The 18,101-nt window shown below is 27.1% G+C and carries 20 protein-coding genes; 15 read left to right on the forward strand and 5 right to left on the reverse strand.

All coding sequences use genetic code 11. The features are described 5' to 3' along the window. Window positions 1–76: 76 nt before the first annotated feature. Both ACTCCZ_RS04250 and ACTCCZ_RS04255 read right to left on the reverse strand, forming a co-directional pair. Window positions 77–742, reverse strand: coding sequence for an amino acid ABC transporter permease (locus ACTCCZ_RS04250; protein ID WP_079578669.1), 666 nt, complete (start codon window positions 740–742; stop codon window positions 77–79). Window positions 743–874: 132 nt separating this feature from the next. Further along, a complete protein-coding gene (locus ACTCCZ_RS04255) occupies window positions 875–1,684 on the reverse strand; it encodes a transporter substrate-binding domain-containing protein (RefSeq protein ID WP_079578671.1) in 810 nt (269 codons plus the stop codon). A 269-nt stretch (window positions 1,685–1,953) separates the two neighbouring features. Here ACTCCZ_RS04255 and ACTCCZ_RS04260 point away from each other — a divergent pair, with 269 nt between their 5' ends. From ACTCCZ_RS04260 to argH, 6 genes are all read left to right on the forward strand, one after another. Next, window positions 1,954–3,150, forward strand: a complete 1,197-nt coding sequence (locus ACTCCZ_RS04260; RefSeq protein WP_079578753.1) for a NifS family cysteine desulfurase — start codon at window positions 1,954–1,956, stop codon at window positions 3,148–3,150. Window positions 3,151–3,174: 24 nt separating this feature from the next. Beyond that, window positions 3,175–4,155 (forward strand): iron-sulfur cluster assembly scaffold protein, encoded by a 981-nt coding sequence (locus ACTCCZ_RS04265; RefSeq protein WP_079578673.1) that lies wholly within the window; start codon window positions 3,175–3,177, stop codon window positions 4,153–4,155. A 99-nt stretch (window positions 4,156–4,254) separates the two neighbouring features. Continuing rightward, window positions 4,255–4,704 carry a hemerythrin domain-containing protein gene (locus ACTCCZ_RS04270; protein WP_079578675.1) on the forward strand — a complete coding sequence of 150 codons (450 nt, stop codon included), beginning with the start codon at window positions 4,255–4,257 and terminating at the stop codon, window positions 4,702–4,704. Next, the gene (locus ACTCCZ_RS04275; protein WP_079578677.1) at window positions 4,705–5,976 is read left to right on the forward strand and encodes a hypothetical protein; all 1,272 of its coding nucleotides are present in this window, start codon (window positions 4,705–4,707) and stop codon (window positions 5,974–5,976) included. A 40-nt stretch (window positions 5,977–6,016) separates the two neighbouring features. Next, the gene (locus tag ACTCCZ_RS04280; protein ID WP_079578679.1) at window positions 6,017–6,202 is read left to right on the forward strand and encodes a hypothetical protein; all 186 of its coding nucleotides are present in this window, start codon (window positions 6,017–6,019) and stop codon (window positions 6,200–6,202) included. After that, window positions 6,202–7,593 carry an argininosuccinate lyase gene (gene argH / locus ACTCCZ_RS04285; RefSeq protein ID WP_079578681.1) on the forward strand — a complete coding sequence of 464 codons (1,392 nt, stop codon included), beginning with the start codon at window positions 6,202–6,204 and terminating at the stop codon, window positions 7,591–7,593. The genes ACTCCZ_RS04280 and argH overlap by 1 nt, the downstream gene beginning before the upstream one ends. A gap of 30 nt (window positions 7,594–7,623) precedes the next feature. Here argH and ACTCCZ_RS04290 read toward each other — a convergent pair whose 3' ends face one another. Then, on the reverse strand, window positions 7,624–8,532 hold the full coding sequence (locus tag ACTCCZ_RS04290) for a chemotaxis protein CheV (protein ID WP_079578683.1): 909 nt from the start codon (window positions 8,530–8,532) through the stop codon (window positions 7,624–7,626). A 73-nt stretch (window positions 8,533–8,605) separates the two neighbouring features. Continuing rightward, window positions 8,606–9,253, reverse strand: coding sequence for a tRNA threonylcarbamoyladenosine dehydratase (locus tag ACTCCZ_RS04295; protein ID WP_079578685.1), 648 nt, complete (start codon window positions 9,251–9,253; stop codon window positions 8,606–8,608). Between the two features lie 60 nt (window positions 9,254–9,313). Here ACTCCZ_RS04295 and greA point away from each other — a divergent pair, with 60 nt between their 5' ends. Genes greA through uvrB form a run of 5 tightly spaced genes read left to right on the forward strand, consistent with a single transcriptional unit; the run spans window position 9,314 to window position 13,999 of the window. Beyond that, window positions 9,314–9,799, forward strand: a complete 486-nt coding sequence (gene greA, locus ACTCCZ_RS04300) for a transcription elongation factor GreA (protein WP_079578687.1) — start codon at window positions 9,314–9,316, stop codon at window positions 9,797–9,799. Next, entirely contained in the window at window positions 9,799–10,803 is a 1,005-nt protein-coding gene (gene argC / locus ACTCCZ_RS04305) for an N-acetyl-gamma-glutamyl-phosphate reductase (protein ID WP_079578689.1), read from the forward strand. Before greA ends, argC begins: the two co-directional genes overlap by 1 nt. Continuing rightward, entirely contained in the window at window positions 10,793–11,491 is a 699-nt protein-coding gene (locus tag ACTCCZ_RS04310; protein WP_079578691.1) for a UDP-2,3-diacylglucosamine diphosphatase, read from the forward strand. The genes argC and ACTCCZ_RS04310 overlap by 11 nt, the downstream gene beginning before the upstream one ends. Then, window positions 11,488–12,015: a hypothetical protein gene (locus ACTCCZ_RS04315; RefSeq protein WP_079578693.1), complete on the forward strand. Its 528-nt coding sequence runs from the start codon at window positions 11,488–11,490 to the stop codon at window positions 12,013–12,015. The genes ACTCCZ_RS04310 and ACTCCZ_RS04315 overlap by 4 nt, the downstream gene beginning before the upstream one ends. Window positions 12,016–12,025: 10 nt before the next feature. Then, window positions 12,026–13,999 (forward strand): excinuclease ABC subunit UvrB, encoded by a 1,974-nt coding sequence (uvrB, locus tag ACTCCZ_RS04320; protein WP_079578695.1) that lies wholly within the window; start codon window positions 12,026–12,028, stop codon window positions 13,997–13,999. Window positions 14,000–14,003: 4 nt separating this feature from the next. Here the strand turns inward: uvrB and ACTCCZ_RS04325 are convergent, their stop codons facing one another. After that, entirely contained in the window at window positions 14,004–16,169 is a 2,166-nt protein-coding gene (locus ACTCCZ_RS04325; RefSeq protein ID WP_079578696.1) for a CHASE2 domain-containing protein, read from the reverse strand. Between the two features lie 60 nt (window positions 16,170–16,229). Here ACTCCZ_RS04325 and ACTCCZ_RS04330 point away from each other — a divergent pair, with 60 nt between their 5' ends. From ACTCCZ_RS04330 to ACTCCZ_RS04345, 4 genes are all read left to right on the forward strand, one after another. After that, complete coding sequence (locus tag ACTCCZ_RS04330) at window positions 16,230–16,649, forward strand: FecR domain-containing protein (RefSeq protein ID WP_079578698.1); 420 nt, start codon at window positions 16,230–16,232, stop codon at window positions 16,647–16,649. Further along, a complete protein-coding gene (locus ACTCCZ_RS04335; RefSeq protein ID WP_079578700.1) occupies window positions 16,646–17,095 on the forward strand; it encodes a hypothetical protein in 450 nt (149 codons plus the stop codon). The genes ACTCCZ_RS04330 and ACTCCZ_RS04335 overlap by 4 nt, the downstream gene beginning before the upstream one ends. Then, complete coding sequence (nth, locus tag ACTCCZ_RS04340) at window positions 17,096–17,740, forward strand: endonuclease III (protein ID WP_079578702.1); 645 nt, start codon at window positions 17,096–17,098, stop codon at window positions 17,738–17,740. A gap of 76 nt (window positions 17,741–17,816) precedes the next feature. Next, window positions 17,817–18,098: a hypothetical protein gene (locus ACTCCZ_RS04345; RefSeq protein ID WP_079578704.1), complete on the forward strand. Its 282-nt coding sequence runs from the start codon at window positions 17,817–17,819 to the stop codon at window positions 18,096–18,098. Window positions 18,099–18,101: the final 3 nt, after the last annotated feature.

Raw genomic sequence — 18,101 nt, forward strand, 5'->3', positions numbered from 1 at the left:
CTCCTAAATAGGACATTAATTGTCTTATTTAGGAAATTGTAGCATAATTATGTCTTCTTGTAAAGATAGTATTTTGTTATTTGATACTTTTTTCAAGTCGATTAGTATAAAATGATATAGGATAAGTTAGTAATAAATAACCAATTGCTAAAGGTATATAACTTTCTAATGTAGAGTATGTATAAGCATTTACTTCTTGTGCATTCATTGTAAATTCAGAAATTGATATAATTGATAATAAAGAAGAGTCTTTTATTATTGTAGCAAATTGACCAGTTAAAGCTGGAAGCATTCTTTTAAAAGCTTGTGGAAAGATTATATATCTATACATTTCATAGTTAGTCATTCCTAAACTTATGCTTGTTTCATATTGTTCAACTTCAATCGATTCAATAGCTGCACGAATTATCTCGCACACATAAGCCCCAGCAAAAATAGCAAGTATAAAAATACCAACTATGTATCTATTGTCAAATCCAAGATTATTAGCAAAAACATAGAAAAATATTAATATTTGAACAAGTAGGGGAGTTCCTCTAATTATTTCTATATAAAACCTTGCAAAAAATCTTAGAAAAATTAATTTAGAATTTTGAGCATAAGCAAAAAATAAGCCTATAATCAGACTTAAAATTAATGCAAATATAGAAATAAGAATAGTCATAAAAAAACCATCAATAAATTTTTGCCTATATTCAAAAACACTATCCCAAGCAAAATCATAACTTACATTTGAAAACATAAAGTACAAAATAGCAAAAACGGTGATTGTTAATATTGTTAGATTAAAAGCATAGACTCTTTTACTTAAAGAGTCTTGCTTGTTATGTGATAATTCATTTATAAAATAATCTTTGAATTTGATAGTTAACTCCTAAAAGAAAAAAGATATATTTAATTTATCAAATGTCTTTTTTGCATCTTCTAAATATTTATAAGCAAAGTCATCAAATGTTCCATCATCTTTTGCTTTTTTTATAAATTCATCAACTTGTGATTTTAGTTTAGTATCATCTTTTCTTAAAGCAACACCCCAATATTCAAAATCTTTTTGGAAAGGTTTTAAAAGTGCAACAGTTGTATCTTTGTGCTTTATATTATTTCTATATATAGTTAATTGATCATATAAAAAACCATCAGCTTTTCCTTGAACAACTTCTAAAACGCAAGCATTTTCTTTATCAAAAACTAAAACGTTTGCATTTTTTAAATGTTTTTGTGCATAAATGTGACCAGTTGAACCTTTCTTTACTGCAACAGTTTTACCCATTTGGTCTAAATCATCAATAGTTTTAACTCCTGATTGTTTATTTGCAAGTATTGCTAAAGCAGTTTTTGCATAAGGAATTGAAAAATTAATTGATTTTTTTCTCTCTTTTGTAATAGTCATAGAAGAAATAATCATATCAACTTTTCCTGTTTTAAGTGAGGGAATAAGACCATCCCAAGCAATATTTTCTATTTTTAATTCTTTATTCATTGATCTTGCAATCATTTTTGCAAAGTCCACAGAAACACCTGTTGGGTTTCCATCTTTGTCACTCATTTCAAATGGAGGATATGCTAATTCCATTCCAACTTTTAATATTTTATTTTCTTCTTTCTTCTCATTATTTGAATCAGAGCATCCTGAAAATAATAAAAGAAAAGTAGCTGACAATATTAGTAAAACTAACTTTTTCATTTTAATCCTTCGTGTATAAAAAAAATTTAATTTATAATATCTATTTATTAGTAAAAACTCTATCAACTTTTAAGATTAATTTTTTCAATCATCATATCAAAGTGAATATAAATAATATTAAAGATAAAATATTATTTTAAAAATTTGTTACTTTTAGTAAATAACAAAGTTTAGCTTATTTAATTAAGACAAATTTTATCCTATATTAAATATAATACAAAAAATTAAATGGTAATACAATTAAATTATCGATTAGGAAAAGAAATATGATGGAAGTTTATTTAGATAACAATGCTACAACAATGGTTGATCCACTAGTTTTTGAACAGATGAAACCATTTTTCTGTGAAACTTATGGTAATCCTAACTCTTTACATAGATTTGGAGCTGGAACACATCCAAAAATGATGGAAGCATTAGATTATTTATATACTGGAATAAATGCAGATGATGAAGATGATATTATTATTACTTCAAATGCTACTGAAAGTATTAATACAGTAATAAAAGGTGTATGGGTTGATGAGATATTAAATGGTGACAAAAATCACATTGTAACTTCAGAAGTAGAACACCCAGCAGTTACAGCAGCATGTAGATTTTTAGAAGCACAAGGAGTAAGTGTTACGTATTTACCAGTTAATGAAAATGGCGTTATTGAAGCAAATACAGTAAAAGAAAATATTAAAGATGATACAGCTTTAGTTAGTATTATGTGGGCAAATAATGAAACTGGAAAACTTTTTCCTATTGAAGAAATTGGAAAAATCTGTAAAGAAGCAAATGTACTATTTCATTCAGATGCAACTCAAGCTATTGGAAAAGTTCTTGTTGATGTACAAAAAGCAAATTTAGATTTCATGTCATTTTCAGCACATAAATTTCATGGACCAAAAGGTGTTGGTGGAACATATATTAAAAAAGGTGTTAAATTAACTCCATTATTACACGGTGGTGAACAAATGGGTGGTAAAAGAGCAGGTACAGTTGATGTTGCGTCAATGGTTGGAATGGGATATGCTATGCATTTAGCTACAAATGAAATGGCTTTAGCTTATGAAGATAATCATGTAAGAAAATTAAGAGATAGACTTGAAAATGCAATTTTAGAACTACCTGAAACACTTGTTATTGGTGGAACTGAAAATAGAACTCCAAATACAACACTTATTTCAATTAGAGGTGTTGAGGGTGAGTCTATGTTATGGGATTTAAATCAAAAAGGAATAGGTGCAAGTACAGGAAGTGCATGTGCATCTGAAGATTTAGAAGCAAATCCAGTAATGAATGCATTTGGAAGTGATAGTGAGTTAGCACATACTGGAGTTAGATTTAGTTTAAGTAGATTTAATACACAAGAACAAATTGATTATGCGATTGAGGTAATTGTAAATGCAGTTAAAAGATTAAGAAACTTATCAAGTTCTTATGCATATGCACCAAAATCACATGAATCTGGGTTATAAAAAGAAATATAAAGGAATAATAAAATGGCAAAAAATGATTTAGTTAGTGGATCTATTTGGGATGAGTATTCAGATCAAGTTGTAAATAGAATGAATAACCCTCAACATCAAGGGGAAATTACAGAAGAAAGAGCAAAAGAGTTAAATGCAAAACTTATTATTGCTGATTTTGGTGCAGAATCATGTGGTGATGCAGTTAGACTTTATTGGGCAGTTGATGAAGCTACAGATAAAATTTTAGAGTCAAAATTTAAATCTTTTGGATGTGGTACTGCAATTGCATCAAGTGATGTTATGGCTGAGTTATGTGTAGGTAAAACAGTTGATGAAGCAATTAAGATTACAAATATTGATGTTGAAAAAGCATTAAGAGATAATCCAGATACTCCTGCTGTTCCACCTCAAAAAATGCACTGTTCTGTTATGGCATATGATGTTATTAAAAAAGCAGCATCACAATATAAAGGTGTTGATATGGAATCTCTTGAAGAAGAAGAGATTGTTTGCGAATGTGCAAGAGTTTCATTAGCAACTATTAAAGAAGTAATTAAAATTAATGATTTAAAAACAGTTGAAGAGATTACAGATTATACAAAAGCAGGTGCATTTTGTAAATCATGTATCAAACCAGGTGGACATGAAGAAAAGGATATTTACTTAGTAGATATTTTAAAAGATACAAGAGCTTCAATGGATGAAGAAAAATTAAAAGATGCAGCTGATGCAAGTGCAAGTGGTGCATTAACTTTTGATAAGATGACTTTAGTTCAAAGAATTAAAGCAATTGATTCAGTTTTAGATGAAGATATTAGACCAATGCTTGTAATGGATGGTGGTAATATGGAAATTATTGATATTAAAGAAAACTTACCTCATTATGACTTATATATTAGATACTTAGGTGCATGTTCTGGATGTGCTTCTGGAAGTACTGGAACATTATATGCTATTGAGTCAATATTAAAACAAAAAATTGACGAAAACTTAAGAGTTTTACCTATTTAAATCTATCAAATAAAAGAGAGTTCTCTCTTTTATTGATATTCATCAATCTATTAATTTATTTTTTTATGTACAATTTTATAAAACATATAAGGGTAAATTATGGAAGAAACAATTAAATCTTTTCTTACACAAGATCATAGAGACTGTGATGAAGAGTTTGCAAATATGGAAAATGCAGTAGCTTCACAAGACTGGGTAAAATCAGAAGAAACTTTTGAAAGATTTGCAAAAGATTTGCAAACTCATTTTGATATGGAAGAAAAAGTTATGTTTCCAGTTTTTGAAGAAATTACTGGTATGACAAATGGACCAACTCAAGTTATGAGAATGGAACATGCACAAATGCTAAATGTTGTTTCTCAAATGAGAGAAGATATTGCTAAGCAAGATAAGAATCATTTTTTTGGATTAAGTGAAAGTTTGATGATGCTTACGCAACAACATAATATGAAAGAAGAGCAAATGCTTTATGCAATGGCTGATGCTCATATACAAGAACAAAAAAGTTCAGTTATAGAAAAAATGAAAGAATTAAAAAGAGTGAATTAAATGTTTAACCAAGGATTATCATTAGATCAAGCACCACCAATTTCTGTACCTTTTAGGTTTTTTTTAACAGCACCAATTTTCGCTATGCTAATTGGCGTAATGTTTTTAATTTATCCAGCAGAACTTATAACAAATAGGTTCTCAAGTGAAACAATAGCTATGGTACATATGTTTACTTTAGGTGTATTATCAATGATAATTTTTGGTGCAATGCAACAAATGATGCCTGTACTTGCAGGTGCTCCTATTAAAAGAGCCAAGCTTTTTGCAACAGTTGTACATACTTTTTTAACATTGGGAACTATATTTTTTGTATTGAAGTTTTTATACTATCAAAATGAGTTTTTAATTGCAGCGATTGTTTGTCTAGCTATATCTTTTTTGACTTTCTTTATTACAGCAATAAGACTATTATTTAAAGTAAAATATGTTACTTCTACGGTAAATGTTATGAAACTATTTGCTATTGCAGGAGTTTTAACAGCACTTTTAGGTTTACATTTAGCTGGTGCACATTTAAGTGGTAATATGGGTTCAAACTATTTATCTTTTGTAAATATTCATATTTTACTTGGTATATTTGGCTTTGCTGCATTACTTATTATTGGTGTGTCATTTCAAGTAATACCTATGTTTTATGTTGCTTTAGATTTTCCTAAATCAGTTCAAAATAGACTTCCTTTATCTATATTTTTACTTATTATTTCTTATTTTGCTTTTGCATTTTTAGATCTTAATTTTTATATTTATAAAGTACTATTTGCAATATTTTTTGTTATATATGCATTTCATGGACTAAACTCGTTAAATAATAGAAGAAGACCTGTTTCTGATGTAACACTTTGGTATTGGAAAGTATCTTTATATTCTCTTGTAATAGCAATGCTAAATTGGCTCTTTGTTCCACAAGATTCATCTTATTTTTTAACTATTTTATTTGCTTTTGGATTTTTATTTTCATTATTACAAGGAATGGTTTATAAAATTATTCCATTTTTGTGTTGGTTTCATCTAAGTTCAAAAGGATACTTTGATATTCCAACAATAAAAGAGATAATTCATGAGGATTTAATTAAAATTCATTTTTATATTTATATGGCTTCATATGTTTTCTTTTTATTATATGGTTTTTTTAGTCAAATATTTATAACTATAGCAGCAATTTTATTTATTTTATCTAATATCTTATTTTTTATAAATTGTGTACTTGGAATGAGAAAGTATGCAAGCATTTCTAAAAAAGAGCCTTTACAAACTTTCGTACAATCATAGTTATGTTATAATATCCTTTAATACTAAAAAAGGGGATATTATGACTGCACAAGATAAAGAGTTAGAACAACTTCACGATACTATTATTTCAGATGTAAATTCACTTGTTGATAAATATATGTCTATTGTTGGATGGGATGTACCTGAAAATAATGAAGATGAAGCAAAAGATAAAATATTAGCAATTATAAAAGATGCCATTAAAAAGATTGAGGAAGAGAGTTAATGTCAAAACAAAATAATCAAATTTTAAAAAATACAAATGCAAAAATATTAGATGAGTTTAATGCTTCTGTTATGTTTGATAAAGAGCTTTATGCGCAAGATATAAAAGGCTCAATTGCACATAGCCAAATGCTTTTTGAACAAGGGATTTTATCAAAAGAAGATAAAGAAGCAATCCATAAAGGACTTTTACAAGTAAAACAAGAGATTGAAAGTGGTGAATTTGAGTTTAAAATAGAGCATGAAGATATTCACATGGCAGTTGAGAGTAGATTAACTGAAATTGTAGGTGAAGCTGGAAAAAGACTTCATACAGCAAGAAGTAGAAATGATCAAGTTGCAACTGATTTTAGACTTTATGTACAAGATAAAAATATAAGTATCAAACAACAAATAAAAGAGTTAATTAATACTTTTGTAAATGTAGCTTCAAAACATACAACTACTTTAATACCTGGAATGACACATTTACAGCATGCTCAACCTATCAATTTTGGGTACCATTTACTAGCTTATGCAAACATGTTTAAAAGAGATTATGAAAGATTTGAAAGTTCATATGAAAGAAATAACTTTTCACCTTTAGGAAGTGCTGCCCTTGCTGGAACACCTCATAATATAAATCGAGATAGTACATGTTCACAACTTGGATTTTATTCACCTACAACTCATGCAATGGATAGTGTAAGTGATAGAGATTTTGCTTTGGAGATTTTATTTAATATAAGTACAACAATAATGCACATAAGTAGAATTTCAGAAGAGCTTGTAACTTGGTCTTCATATGAGTTCCAATTTGTAAGAATGAGTGATGAATATGCAACTACTTCTTCTATTATGCCACAAAAGAAAAATCCAGATGTTCCTGAACTTTTAAGGGGTAAAACAGGAAGAGCATATGGTAATTTGATTTCATTATTTACAGTAATGAAAGGTTTACCACTAGCATATAATAAAGATACACAAGAGGATAAAGAGGGCGTATTTGATTCTGTTAAGACAATAGAAGTATCCCTTGCAATCTTAAATGAAGTAATTAAAACTATGATTGTAAATGAAGATAAGATGTACAATGCTTGTAAAATAGGGCATTTGAGTGCTACTGATTTGGCTGATTATTTAGTACAAAAACAAAATATGCCTTTTAGAACAGCTTATTATATTACAAAAGATGTAGTAGCAACAGCAAATAAATTAAATAAAGATATTAGTGAACTAACAATTGAAGAAATAAGAAACTCAAATGAACAAATTAGTAATATAGATGAGGAGATTTTAAATTATCTTGATTTAGAAGCTTCAATGAATGCAAGAGATTCATTTGGTGGAACATCTACAAAACAGACAAATATACAAATAGAACTACTAAAAACTTGGTTAGAATCTAAATAAAATATTAGATGAGCAAAGTCTCATCTAATATTAATTAAGTAGGAATTTTTTAGTAGCTTCATATAAGGCTTGAACATCTGTTTTACCAATAAAACCATCAACACCAATATCTTTCATTTTATTTTTAACAGCATCTGTTGTCATTGATGAGTTAACTATTACAGGAATAAAATTGTGTGAACTATTATCTTTTATAAAAGATGCAACTTGGAAACCATCAGCTTCTGGCATCTCAATATCTGTTATAATTAAACCTATGCTTTTAGGATCTACTTCTTGTATTCTTTGAAGTAATAAAGCACCATTGTTATAAATTTCAAACTTTAATTTTGCTTTTTGGAAAAATTTTCTTAATACTTCCCTTGCAACTCCTGAATCTTCTGCTGCTAGAACTAATTTATCAGAGTTTAATGGAGCATCAACATATTTGTTAACTTCATCTTGTCCATCACCTGTCCAACCAATATCTTTTAGTAGTTGTTCAGCATTAAATACAGTACATAATTCATCTTTATCATTAACTCTTACATAAGTTGTATATGTTATTTTTGAGTTTGTCTCTTCTGTATGTCTTAACTCTTCAGTAGTTTTTTCAACGATATCTAACATATCTTTAATTAAAAATCCTACTTTTTTATGATTAAATTCACAATATATTATAAGTTTATACTCATCTATTTGCATCTTTTGTTGGCCTAGCCATGCATCTAAATTTACTAAAGTAACAGGTTCACCCCTAATAGTAGCAATACCTGCAATTATATTTGAATCACTTGGTGTGTCATTTATTGTTACTTCTTCTTTAATAACAAAAGCTTTTACTTTTGCAATATTGATTGCATAAATATTGTTATGACTAGTGTAAAATACGGCTAATTGTTGAACATTTCTTTTATGGCCTTGTGTCATTTGTTCAACGCTACTATTAATATCGCTCATATTATTCCTTTTTATGTGATACTTAAATTATATATCTTTTTTTCTTATAATCAACTTTTTTATAAAAGTTATTTTACTTCTTCTTATTTAACAATTTTTTTATTGTTACAGAAGCCATCATAAGACCAAATGAACCTGTAACTCCTTCAAAGCTTCCTTTTTCTATACATAAAGGCTCTTCTGAAGAAAAAACTACTTTAAACTTCTTTTTGAACCCTTGTGCTTTAAGCTCAGTTCTTATTTTTCTAATAAAAGGGTCATTATAAGTTTTCCAAATAGATAAATACTCAATTTTACTAGGATCAATTCTTTTAGCTCCACCACTTGTACTAATTACTTTAGTATAGTGTTTTTTTATTAGATGAACTTTAGGTGTTACATCATCTATTGCATCTAAAATATAATCAAATTGTGAAAAATCAAAGTTATCAATCCACTCTTTTGTTATCTTAACATGAATTGGTGTCACTTTTGGATATTTTTGTGCTAATGCTTCAACTTTTACTTTTCCAATGTTACCCTCACTACCCATTTGTCTATTTAAATTTGACTCTTCATAAGTATCAAAATCTACAATAGTAATATCAGTAACACCTGTCCTATAAAGTGCATCAAGGGCAAAACTTCCTACTCCACCAACTCCAAGCAGTATAATTTTTGCTTTTGTAAATTTATTAAAGTTTTCTTCACCAAATAGTTTTTTTGTTCTATCATATCTCATCTAATCTACTCTTTTAAAAATTTTAGATATTATAGCATAAAATAATTTATGGAGTCGTTGATGGAAAAAGAACCTATGACAAGAGATGGATATGAAAAAATTACAGGAAATCTAGACTTCTTGAAATCAAAAGAGAGACCTCAAACTGTTATTGCTTTAGATGAAGCAAGACAATTAGGAGATTTAAAAGAGAATGCTGAGTATCATGCTGCAAAAGATAAATTAAAATTAATTGATACACAAATTGCAGAATTGAGCAATATTATTAGTAAAGCAGTAATTATTGATCCCTCAACACTACCACATGATAAAGTTAGTTTTGGTTCAACTGTTAGTTTAGTAGATGTTGATACAGAAGAAGAGTATACTTATACAATTGTTGGTGGAATAGAATCAAATGCGGAAAAAGGATTTATCTCTTTTAATTCACCTTTAGCAAAACAGTTAATGGGAAAAGAAGAGGGAGATGAACTTCAAGCTACACTTCCAGGAGGTGTTAGAACTTTTGAAGTATTAGAAGTTTATTACAAGGAGATAAATTTATAATGAATGTAGCAATTATTGGAGCTAGTGGCTATACTGGTTTAGAGCTAATAAAAATATTAATTACTCATTCAAAATTTAATATTTCATATATAGCTAACTCAACGGGAGATATAAATGTACAAGATTTGCATCCAAGCTTAAAAGGGCTAATTGATATGCCTGTGGAAGTAGCAAATGCAAATGAAGTTGCAAAAGTTGCAAAACTTGCTTTTTTAGCACTACCACATAAAACATCTATGTCTTTTGCAAAAGAGTTATTAGCTTTAGGTGTTAAAGTAGTTGATTTAAGTGCTGATTATAGATTAGAACTTGAAAATTATGAAAAACACTATTGTCCCCATGAAGATAAAGAAAATATCTCAAGTGCAGTCTATGGCTTACCTGAGTATTATAAAAATCAATTAAAAGATGCAAACTTAGTTGCAAACCCTGGATGTTATCCAACAGCTTCACTTTTAGCTTTGCTTCCTTTTGTGGATTATATTGATGAAAATAGTCCAATATTTATTGATGCAAAATCAGGAGTTACAGGTGCAGGTAAAAAGTTAAATGAGATAACACAGTTTGCTCATATAAACGAAAATACTCATGCATATAATCCTTTCAAACATAGACATATGCCTGAGATTCAAGAAAAAGTTAAACTTCTTAAAGATAAAGATTTTAGTGTTAACTTTGTACCACATTTAATACCTGTTACAAGGGGAATGTTAGTTTCAGTTTATGCAAGCTTAAAAGATGAAGTTGATGTGGAAACTATATTAGAAAAAAGTTATAAAAATAGTGAGTTTGTAAGAGTTAGAAATAGTGCAGTTGATATAAAATCAACATCAGGAACAAACTTTTGTGATATTTTTGTAGCAAGAAATGGCAAAGCACTTTTTATTAACTCTTCAATTGATAATTTATTAAGAGGAGCATCTTCACAAGCTGTTGTAAACGCAAATATTATGTGTGGCTTTGAAGAGGGCGAAGGAATACCTAAAATTGCCTATGCACCTTAATATAAATGATGGTGCAATCTTTGTAGCAGACTCGCACTATAATGAAAAGAATCAAGAGTTCTTAATCTTTTTAGAAAAACTAAAATCTAAAAAGATTAAGACTGAACAGCTTTTTTTGATGGGAGATATGTTTGATTTTATCTCATCTGAAAGCAGTTATTTTGTAAAAAAAAATCAAAAGCTTATTGATATAATAAATGAACTTGCAAAACAGATAAAAATAATATATTTAGAAGGAAATCATGATTACAACATGAAACCTCTTTTTTTAGATGTTTTAGTAGTAAAAAGAGAAGATCAAGCTATTTTTATGAAGTATCAAAATAAAAAACTTGCACTTTCACATGGAGATAATTTTACTCCAAATTTATATAATATTTATTGTAAAATTATTAGAAACCATAAGTTATTGAAGTTTTTAAACTCTATTGATTATAATAATTTTATTTCAAAAAAGATATATTATTCTTTGATGAAGAAAAATATTTGCCATAATTTTACAGCTTTTGAAGAGTTAGCAAAAAAAAGAGTTGAAAATTTTGAAGCAGATATTATTATTGAAGGACACTTTCACCAAGGTAAAGAGTATGACTTTGGAAATAAAAGATATGTAAATGTACCTTCTCTTTGTTGTAGTAGTGAGTATATGGTACTAAAGGAAAATATTTTCAAGAAAGTAAGTTTATGAATTTAGAGTTTTTATTTTTTATAATTGCAGTTATATTTTTATCATTACCTTTTATTTTTTATAATAAAAGAAAAGCTACAAAACTTAAAAATATAAATCCAAAAATAAAAAATCATATCCATATAAGTCAACTTGAATTGCCTTTGAAAATACAGAGATTAGATTTTGCAACAAATAGTAATATAGTAAGAAAAATATTTCATACTTTTGAAGTATTAGATATAAAAAGTTTAAATACAAAGCAATTAGAAAAAAAAGAGTGGCATAGTTGGCAAATATCTATGTTACTTAATCTTTATAAAAATGATAAAGATTTTTTTATACCAAATAAAGAAAAGCTATTTCATAAAAATATACTTAACCTTGATAATAAGTCATTAAATAGTTTTATTCAAACTATTTTATTAAAGTATAAAGCCAATGTTGATATAAAAGCTTCAAAAAATATTTTAAGTGATGATGTTATTTGGACAAATAAAGAGATATCAATACTTTTTTATTTTCTAACAACATATAAGCAATAAAGGATAGATTATCGCAAAGTTTAAAGTAGTAAGTGAGTATGAACCAGCAGGAGATCAACCACAAGCAATAAAAGCTTTAAGTGATTCAATAATAAAAGGTGAAAAGTATAATACTCTTCTTGGTGTAACTGGAAGTGGAAAAACTTATACAATGGCAAAAGTTATTGAAAAAACACAAAGACCAACTTTGATTATGACACATAATAAAACGCTTGCCGCACAGCTATATTCAGAATTTAAGGCATTTTTTCCAAATAATCATGTGGAGTATTTTATCTCTTATTATGATTATTACCAACCAGAAGCTTATATTCCAAGAAGTGATTTGTTTATTGAAAAAGACTCTTCAATAAATGAGGAATTAGAAAGATTAAGACTTAGTGCAACAGCATCACTTTTATCTTTTGATGATGTTATTGTAATTGCTTCTGTTTCTGCAAATTACGGTTTAGGTAATCCTGAAGAGTACAAAGCAATGGTTCAAAGAATTGAAGTTGGTTTTGAATACTCACAAAAGAAGTTTTTATTAAAACTTGTAGAGATGGGTTATAAAAGAAATGATAAGTTTTTTGATAGGTCTGATTTTAGAGTAAATGGAGATGTAATAGATATTTTCCCTGCTTATTTTGAAGATGAATTTATAAGAGTTGAGTTTTTTGGTGATGAGGTTGAAACAATTAGTAAGCATGAATACTTAACAAATACAAGAATAAAAGAGTTAGATGAAGTAATAATATACTCTGTTAATCCTTTTGTTGTTTCAAATGATAAACTAGCAGTTGCTGTAAAACAAATAGAAGAAGAGTTAAAGCAAAGACTTGAGTTTTTTAAACAAGAAGATAAACAAGTAGAGTATCAAAGATTAAAACAAAGAGTTGAATTTGATTTAGAGATGATTGAAAGCACAGGTATGTGTAAAGGAATTGAAAACTACGCAAGACATCTTACTGGACAAAAACCAGAAGAAACTCCTTACTCTTTGATAAGTTATTTCGAACAAATGAAAGAGGATTTTTTATTAATTGTTGATGAGTCACATGTATCTTTACCACAATTTAGAGGAATGTATGCAGCTGATAGAAGTAGAAAAGAAGTACTTGTAGAGTATGGATTTAGACTACCAAGTGCACTTGATAATAGACCTTTAAAATTTGATGAGTTTATAAATAAAGCACCACACTTTGTTTTTGTAAGTGCCACACCAAATGAATTAGAACTTGAAAAAAGTGCGGTAGTAGCTGAACAGATTATTCGACCAACAGGTCTTTTAGATCCTGTTATTGAGATTATGGATAGTGAATATCAAGTAGAAAAACTTTATGATGAAATTAAAAAAGTAGTAGAGAAAAATGAAAGGGTTTTAGTAACAGTTTTAACTAAAAAAATGGCAGAAGAGTTGTCTTCTTATTATTCTGATTTGGGAATTAAAGTAAAATATATGCATAGTGAAATTGATGCAATTGAAAGAAACCAAATCATTAGAGAGTTAAGACTTGGAGAGTTTGATGTGCTTATTGGAATCAATCTTTTAAGAGAAGGTCTTGATATTCCTGAAACTTCATTAGTTGCTATATTAGATGCAGATAAAGAGGGCTTTTTAAGAAGTAAAACTTCACTTATTCAAACAATGGGTAGAGGTGCTAGAAATGAAAATGGTAGAGTAATTCTTTTTGCTAAAAGAATAACAGGTTCTATGCAGTTTGCAATTGATGAAACAAACAGAAGAAGAAAAATCCAAGAGGAGTATAATAAAAAACATAATATTACTCCAAAATCAACAAAAAGAAAACTAGACCAAAATCTAAAACTTGAAGAGTATGATGACTTGGCTTGGAAAAAACAAAAATTAGATAAAATGCCAGCAAGTGAAAAGAAAAAACTACTACTTGAATTAAACAAAAAAATGAAAAAAGCTTCAAGTGAGTTAAATTTTGAAGAAGCTATTAGATTAAGAGACGAAATAGATAAAATTAAAAAACTCTAAAGGCTTATCTTGAAATAAGCCTTTTATTTATGATAGTAACAGGAGAAAAAAAGCTTGTATTTAGTAAGCATTTTTCGCATCTTTTAATATGAAAACTTATAGCATAAGTATTTAAAATACTATTTTTATTTTTTAGTTCTTGAAAAATATCCAAAGCTTTTTGAAACTCTTTTTTATAATATAACCCTAAGGCCTTTTCAAAAGAGTCTATTTGTATTTGCTCTTCTTGTGTTGGTTTTCCCTCTTTGAAAACTTCATATATATTAAAAGGTGCTTTTATTGTATCTTCTATAGAAATAGTATCAAGAAGTCTAATTGTGTAATCTTTTTTTAATGCAATCTTTACACTTTGTGAAATAATACAAGAGGTTTTATAAATCTTACAAGCTTGTTCTAAAATTGAAGCTTTATTTACTTCACTTCCAAGTGCTGTATAGTCATTTCTATCATCTGCTCCCATCTCTCCAACATAAGCTTTTCCACTATTTATTCCTATTCTAATTTTTATTTTCAAAGGTGAATTTTCTTCATAGTTTTTATTTATTTCTTCTAAGGCTTTTAGTTGTTCAAGTGCAGATGTCAATGCAAGATCTTGATGATTATTTACACTAAAAGGAGCATTCCAGTAAGCCATAATAGAATCACCAATAAACTTATCAACTGTACCTTTATTTTTCATAATGATTTTAGTCATTGGATTCATATATTTATTTAAAAATTTTGTTAGTTTTTCAGGATCATTAATTTTGTTAGTTATTTGTGAAAAACCTATAATATCACTAAAGAAAATTGTAATATCTTTTTGTTTTGTTCTTAAATAATGACTATTTTCATCTTTTAATAAATCATTCATTACATTATTTGATACTTTAGCTGCAAATTTTTTCTTTAATGTCATTAACTCTTTTGTTTTTTTGATAAAAATTATTGTTATGGTACAAATAAAAGCAATTATTAAAGACAGAAAAATAAAAGCACTATTTATAAATATATTTTCAATATAAAAAAAGTAGCAAATAGTAAAGCTTATAAAAAAGAGTAACAATAAACTAACATATGAACTAAATAAAATTTTATTGAAAAAAAGAGTTAAAAAAAGTGATGTAAAAATAATAAAAATCGATGCACTTATAAAATTATCTTGCCAGTTTACATTTATAAAAAAATTGCTATTTAGAATATTTTCTATTATTGTTGCATGAATTTGTGTAGTAGATAGTTTTTTATCTATTAATGTGTTATTTAAACTTACCACATCTAAAGCTGAACTTCCTATTAAAACTATTTTATTATCAAAGATTGTTTTATCATAATTTTTATTTAAAATATCAACTGCTGATATGGTTTTAAAACAGTTATTTTTATAATAACTTAAACTTAATGATGCTTTTTTATCTACACTAATATTTAAATTATCAAGTTCTATTTTATAGCTTGAGTTTTCAATTTGTTTAATAAGAATATTTTTACTATCTTTTAGTGTTCTTATTATTTCTAGTGCAAAAGATGGGTAAAGTTCATTTTCATACTTTATTATTAAAGGAACATTGCTTAAAATAGGAGAATCACTATTTATAATATTTAAAAAGCCACTTGAATAAGCACTATTTTGTAGTAAAGAAATATTCATATTAATATTATTTGCTTCTAAAATATCTATTTTATTTAATTTTGTTTTTTTTAAAGTTCCTACAGTAGTTGGCTTTTGTGATATTTTTTGCTTAAAAGAGTTATTAAAAAAATGATATCCTAAAATTATGGGTTTTGAAGAGTTCTTAATGGCTTTTGAAAAAAGTTCATCATAATTTGGAAGTTGTCTATTTATTTTCAAATCAAGTGATTTTAATACATTAAAAGGAGAGTTTATATCTTCTTTTGAAAACATAATATCAACACCAATAACTTTTAAGTTTGTTGTTTGCAATTCATCTATTAATTTAGCAAATAGATCTCTTCTCCAAGGCCATTGTGAAGTTTGATTTATACTTTTATCATCAATATCAACTATTATTACATTTTTACTTTGATGACTTTTATTTTTATGTTTTAATAAAAAGCTTTTTATTTCATTGTCAAGATTTAAAAATAAATCTGGATAGCTTTTAAAAGTAAAAAATATAGAGCAAAAAACAATGATAAAAATTACTAAGTATTTAAATAAAGCCTTCATAGGTTAAATGTTAGCTAAAAAATGTTAACATAATAATAAATAATAAACAAGGGTATATTTTTGAAAGCTTTAATACTAACACTACTTTTTATATCATTATCATTTGCAAATGATATAGGAACTGTTGAAAAAGTAGTCATTGATGATAATAAAAATCAAGTAGCATTAGTGCAAAGAGGAAAAGATACATTACCTATAATTGGCGTTGGCTTTAAGATTAAAGAAAATGATATTATAAAAACATTTGATACTTCAAAAGTAAAAATTAGATTTATTGATAATACTATAGTTTATGTGGGAGTAAAAACAATATTTGAAATATCAAAATACTCTTATGATAAGAGTAACAAAGAAAATAACAAAGTAGATTTTAAAATTAAAAAAGGAAGTTATAAAATAAAAACAGGAAATATTGAAAAACTTGCACCTAAAAAGTTTAAAATCCAAACAGATAATTTTATAATAGGAATTAACAAATGAAAAATCTTTTTTTTATAATTTGCTTATTTTCTTTTGCAAATAGTACAATTATTGTAGGTGACCAAAGTAAAGTCTCTAGTTTAAGTGGTGATATAAAAGTTAGTTCACAAAAATCAAATATTACAAAAAACTTAAGCCTTGCGCAAGTAGTTGAAATTAAACAAGATGGTAAGCTAAGTGAAGTTAGAATTCTAAAAAAAGGTGAGTTAAAAGATATTTTAAAACTTACTTCAACAACTGATTTAAGTAAAAAAATAGATATAAAAGTAGGGCTTTTTAATAAAAACGATGCTTTGAAAACTTATGAAGGATTATTGAATTATTTCAATAAAGAAGAGATTGTAATAACAAAAAAAGATGAAAACTACTTAATAAGACTAGAAGATATAAGCTATGCATATGCAAAAAATATCTTTTCTGAAATAAAAGAGTATTTAAGGAAATAGATGAAAAAAGCTACAAAAGCTGAAATTCAAATAATAAAAGAGGCATTTCAAGAAAAATTTAATAATGCAGTAACTGAATTAAATTATAAAAATGATTATGAATTATTAATTGCAATTATTTTAAGTGCCCAATGTACAGATAAAAGAGTAAATATAATAACTCCTGCACTATTTGAAAAATACCCAGATGTATTTACACTAGCAGATGCAAAAATAGAAGAAGTAAAAGAGCTTTTAAAATCTTGCTCTTTTTTTAATAATAAAGCAAAAAATATTATAAAGATGGCACAAAGTGTTATTTTGAATTATGATGGTGATATTCCCCATAATGAAAAAGAGTTAATAAAACTAGCTGGTGTTGGAAATAAAACCGCAAATGTATTTATGATTGAGTATACAGGAGCAAATTTAATGGCTGTAGATACTCATGTTTTTAGAGTCTCTCACAGGCTTGGACTATCATATGAGAAAACAGTTGAAAAAACAGAAGCAGAATTAGTAAAAAAATTAAAAGATGATTTACATATTTTTCATCAAGCAATGGTACTTTTTGGAAGATACACATGTAAAGCCATAAATCCTGATTGTAATAATTGTCTTTTCCCTCAAGTTTGTAAAACAACAAAATCTTTTAAACCTGCATAAAGTAATTAGTTTTTTTTATTTATATTAGTTTTTCTTTTTGTTTGTTATTGTATAAATAAGCAATAAGGAGGCTAGTATGTCAAGAGAAACTATAAAAGTAAAAGAGTTTAAAATCTCTCAAACGAAAACTGGTTTAATTGAAGTATTTCACGTAGAAAAACCATATGGTGACTCTAGTTATCCAGTATTTAGAGTTGAAGTTACAAATGAATTAGGTGAAAAAAGTGCTATTGAATTGCCTTATGCAAACTTAAAAGAGCTAATAAGTGCAATTGAAGAGTCAAAAAATGTTTGCCATGAAATTCCACACACATTTCCCCATGATGAACTTGCATCAGGTGTAGGAGGAGGGCAGTAGTAA

The organism is Malaciobacter sp. (assembly GCF_055140965.1).

Excerpts from the sequence above, each read along its gene's own strand:
- ACTCCZ_RS04270 (WP_079578675.1), top strand. The coding sequence starts at position 4,255 with ATGGAAGAAACAATTAAATCTTTTCTTACACAAGATCATAGAGACTGT.
- ACTCCZ_RS04295 (WP_079578685.1), bottom strand. The coding sequence starts at position 9,253 with ATGAGATATGATAGAACAAAAAAACTATTTGGTGAAGAAAACTTTAAT.
- argH (WP_079578681.1), top strand. The coding sequence starts at position 6,202 with ATGTCAAAACAAAATAATCAAATTTTAAAAAATACAAATGCAAAAATA.
- nth (WP_079578702.1), top strand. The coding sequence starts at position 17,096 with ATGAAAAAAGCTACAAAAGCTGAAATTCAAATAATAAAAGAGGCATTT.
- ACTCCZ_RS04335 (WP_079578700.1), top strand. The coding sequence starts at position 16,646 with ATGAAAAATCTTTTTTTTATAATTTGCTTATTTTCTTTTGCAAATAGT.
- ACTCCZ_RS04325 (WP_079578696.1), bottom strand. The coding sequence starts at position 16,169 with ATGAAGGCTTTATTTAAATACTTAGTAATTTTTATCATTGTTTTTTGC.
- argC (WP_079578689.1), top strand. The coding sequence starts at position 9,799 with ATGAATGTAGCAATTATTGGAGCTAGTGGCTATACTGGTTTAGAGCTA.
- ACTCCZ_RS04260 (WP_079578753.1), top strand. The coding sequence starts at position 1,954 with ATGGAAGTTTATTTAGATAACAATGCTACAACAATGGTTGATCCACTA.
- ACTCCZ_RS04310 (WP_079578691.1), top strand. The coding sequence starts at position 10,793 with ATGCACCTTAATATAAATGATGGTGCAATCTTTGTAGCAGACTCGCAC.
- ACTCCZ_RS04345 (WP_079578704.1), top strand. The coding sequence starts at position 17,817 with ATGTCAAGAGAAACTATAAAAGTAAAAGAGTTTAAAATCTCTCAAACG.
- ACTCCZ_RS04315 (WP_079578693.1), top strand. The coding sequence starts at position 11,488 with ATGAATTTAGAGTTTTTATTTTTTATAATTGCAGTTATATTTTTATCA.
- ACTCCZ_RS04265 (WP_079578673.1), top strand. The coding sequence starts at position 3,175 with ATGGCAAAAAATGATTTAGTTAGTGGATCTATTTGGGATGAGTATTCA.
- ACTCCZ_RS04290 (WP_079578683.1), bottom strand. The coding sequence starts at position 8,532 with ATGAGCGATATTAATAGTAGCGTTGAACAAATGACACAAGGCCATAAA.
- ACTCCZ_RS04250 (WP_079578669.1), bottom strand. The coding sequence starts at position 742 with ATGTTTTCAAATGTAAGTTATGATTTTGCTTGGGATAGTGTTTTTGAA.
- ACTCCZ_RS04280 (WP_079578679.1), top strand. The coding sequence starts at position 6,017 with ATGACTGCACAAGATAAAGAGTTAGAACAACTTCACGATACTATTATT.
- ACTCCZ_RS04275 (WP_079578677.1), top strand. The coding sequence starts at position 4,705 with ATGTTTAACCAAGGATTATCATTAGATCAAGCACCACCAATTTCTGTA.
- ACTCCZ_RS04255 (WP_079578671.1), bottom strand. The coding sequence starts at position 1,684 with ATGAAAAAGTTAGTTTTACTAATATTGTCAGCTACTTTTCTTTTATTA.
- greA (WP_079578687.1), top strand. The coding sequence starts at position 9,314 with ATGGAAAAAGAACCTATGACAAGAGATGGATATGAAAAAATTACAGGA.